General features: G+C 74.9%; 3 protein-coding genes. 2 read left to right on the top strand and 1 reads right to left on the bottom strand.

Annotated features, from left to right (window positions below; genetic code table 11):
* On the bottom strand, nucleotides 1-221 hold a 221-nt coding region (locus tag MJ783_RS04955), incomplete at its 3' end, for a hypothetical protein (protein ID WP_239308734.1).
* Nucleotides 222-320: 99 nt separating this feature from the next.
* Here MJ783_RS04955 and MJ783_RS04950 point away from each other — a divergent pair.
* Together MJ783_RS04950 and MJ783_RS04945 are read left to right on the top strand one after the other, a co-directional pair.
* On the top strand, nucleotides 321-1,943 hold the full coding sequence (locus MJ783_RS04950) for a CoA transferase (RefSeq protein WP_239308733.1): 1,623 nt from the start codon (nucleotides 321-323) through the stop codon (nucleotides 1,941-1,943).
* A partial coding sequence (locus MJ783_RS04945; RefSeq protein WP_239308732.1) for an amidohydrolase family protein occupies nucleotides 1,943-2,621 on the top strand: 679 nt, incomplete at its 3' end. The genes MJ783_RS04950 and MJ783_RS04945, both read left to right, overlap by 1 nt.

The raw sequence follows: 2,621 nt of genomic DNA, 5'->3' as shown, positions 1-2,621 counted from the left end.
GGCAGGTCCGTCGCCGTCACCGGGGCCATCGCCGGGGCCGGGGCCATCGTCAGGTCGACGGCCAGCAGTGGCACACCACCGAGGACGTCGACAAGATCAGCCGGGGACGCCGCATCCACAAGATCAGCTGCCACATCGATCGGCAGCACGCCGACCGGGAACCGGTCGACCGACGGTACCGGTGTGGCAGATGCTGCCTGGGCGACAGGTGGGATCGGCACGGGCAAACGGTAGCGGGTAGCCACCGAGGAACGAACTGAGACGACCTTGCTCCTGGCACCGGTCCAGGCCGACATCACCATGGGAGGCAGGGAGGTGGGATGGTGAGCCTGCCCCTGTCCGGGATGACCGTCCTCACCTCGGATGATCCACCCGCCGGCACGGCGGATGCGGGCGGAGCCCGGGTCGGCTCCCCCGCGCTGGCCGCAGCTGTCGAGCTGTTGCGCGGCCTCGGCGCGACGGTCCCACGGTTGGGCACAACCGCGGCCCCTGCCGCGCGCCCGGCCGTCATGGCCACGCTCGCCCCCATAGCCGTGCTCGACCCTATGGTCGAGCTGCCACCGGCGCTGACCTGGGCGCGATCGGGCGCGATGGCGTTGACAGGCCCGGCGGGCGGCGCTCCGCTCGCGCCCGAGCTGCCGGTCGTGCCGCGCCTCGACGGTGCGATGGCCGTGTTCCGGCTGCTCGCGGCGGCACGCGGCCGGCGCGTCGAGGTGGACGCGGGGGCGCTGCTCGGCGAACGGGCCGCGATCAGCCGGCTGACCCGCGGTGGCCGGCGGTCCGCCGGCGGTGCCGCCCGCCTGCTCCCCACCCGGGACGGCTGGGTCGCGGTCAACCTGGCCCGCAGCTCCGACCGTGAGCTGCTGCCGGCCTGGCTGTCGATCGCCGGGAATGATCACGACCGGGACGACCATCCGGTGGGGCTGTGGGATGCGGTCACGGTCGCGCTCGCCCGGTTACCCACTCACGATGTGGTCGAGCAGGGGCAGCTGCTCGGCCTGCCGGTGGCCGCGGCCGCCCAGCCGAAGGACGCGGCCCAGGACGACCAGGCCGCCGCGCGCGGCCAGCGCTTCCCGTTCGCGCCGTTCCTCCTCGACGGCACACCAATCTCCAGCGCATCGACCGACAGCACCCCGACCGGGACGGGCCACCGACCCCTCCCACCGACGAGACCGATCCTCGTCGTCGACCTGTCGTCGCTGTGGGCCGGACCGTTGTGCGCGCACCTGTTGGGGCTCGCCGGCGCCCGGGTGATAAAGGTCGAGAGCACCCGGCGGCCGGACGGAGCGCGGTCCGGGCCGCGGGCTTTCTTCGACCTCCTGCACGCCGGCCACGAAAGTGTCGCGCTCGACCTGCGCACGCCTGACGGCCGGGCCGCCCTCGTCCGCCTGATGCTGCGGGCCGACGTGGTGATCGAGGCGTCCCGGCCGCGGGCCCTGGCCCAGCTGGGCATCGACCCGGCCGGCCTGCTCGCCCGCCATCCCGCACTGACCTGGGTGAGCATCACCGGCTACGGCCGGACCGGACCGTGGTGCCAGCGGGTGGCCTTCGGCGACGATGCGGCCGCAGCCGCCGGCCTGGTCGCCGTCGGGCCGGACGGGACGCCGATGTTCCTCGCCGACGCGATCGCCGACCCGGTGACCGGCCTGTACGCGGCGGTCGCGGCACTCGCGTGCGTGGTCGGCGGCGGCGGCCACCATGTCGACATCGCCCTGCGCGAGGCGGCGGGTTCGCTGCTCGGGACCCGCCCGAGGCTCCCCCGGCGCGACCCGGCCGCCCGATGGTCGCCCGGCTCCGATCAGGACGAAGACAACCCCAGCGGGTGGTTCGTGGCGGCCAGCGGCTGCCGGCGGCCGGTCCTGCCGCCCCGCCACCGGATGCCGGCCGGTACCGCGCCGGAGCTGGGCGCGGACACCGCGCGCGTCCTCGCGGAGCTCGCCTGATGACGACCGGCCACGACGACCGAATTCTGATCATCAACGCGCGGGTCGACGGGCGGGGCTGGACAACATCGGTACGGATCGGCGGTGACCGGATCGTCGCCGTCGGCCCGGAGCTGTCCCGCCTGCCCGGCGAGTACGTCGTGGACGCCCGGGGCGGCATTCTCCTTCCCGGCCTTCATGATCATCATATCCACCTGCTGGCCCTGGCCGCCGCGCACGGCTCGGTGCTCTGTGGCCCGCCGGCCGTACGCGACCGGGCGGCACTCGCCGCGGCCCTGCGCTCGGCCGCGGCGCGGACCCGGCGAGGGGGCTGGGTCCGCGGCGTCGGTTACCACGACAGTGTTGCCGGTCCGCTGACCAGGGATGATCTCGACACGATGGTCGCGGATGTCCCCGTGCGGGTACAGCACCGCTCCGGGGCGTTGTGGATGCTCAACTCGGCTGCCCTCGCCGCGGCCGGCCTTGACGATCAAGCAGGTGCTGCCGTCAGCGCGCCGCCCGGAGCCGGGCGCGGCCCGGCTGGACGTCCCGACGGCCGACTGTTCCGGCTGGACGGCTGGCTGCGCGGACGGCTCCCCCCCGCGCCGGCTCCGGATCTCAGCGCCGTCGGACGGCAGCTCGCCGCGTTCGGCGTCACCGGCGTGACGGACGCCACCGCCGGCACCGGGCCGGCCGAGG

It is taken from the genome of Protofrankia sp. Cj3 (assembly GCF_917627355.1).
Lineage (GTDB): Bacteria > Actinomycetota > Actinomycetes > Frankiales > Frankiaceae > Protofrankia.
Note: the sequence above shows the minus strand (reverse complement) of the source record. Positions and strands in the feature narration are given on the sequence as shown.

Excerpts from the sequence above, each read along its gene's own strand:
- MJ783_RS04950 (WP_239308733.1), top strand. The coding sequence starts at position 321 with ATGGTGAGCCTGCCCCTGTCCGGGATGACCGTCCTCACCTCGGATGAT.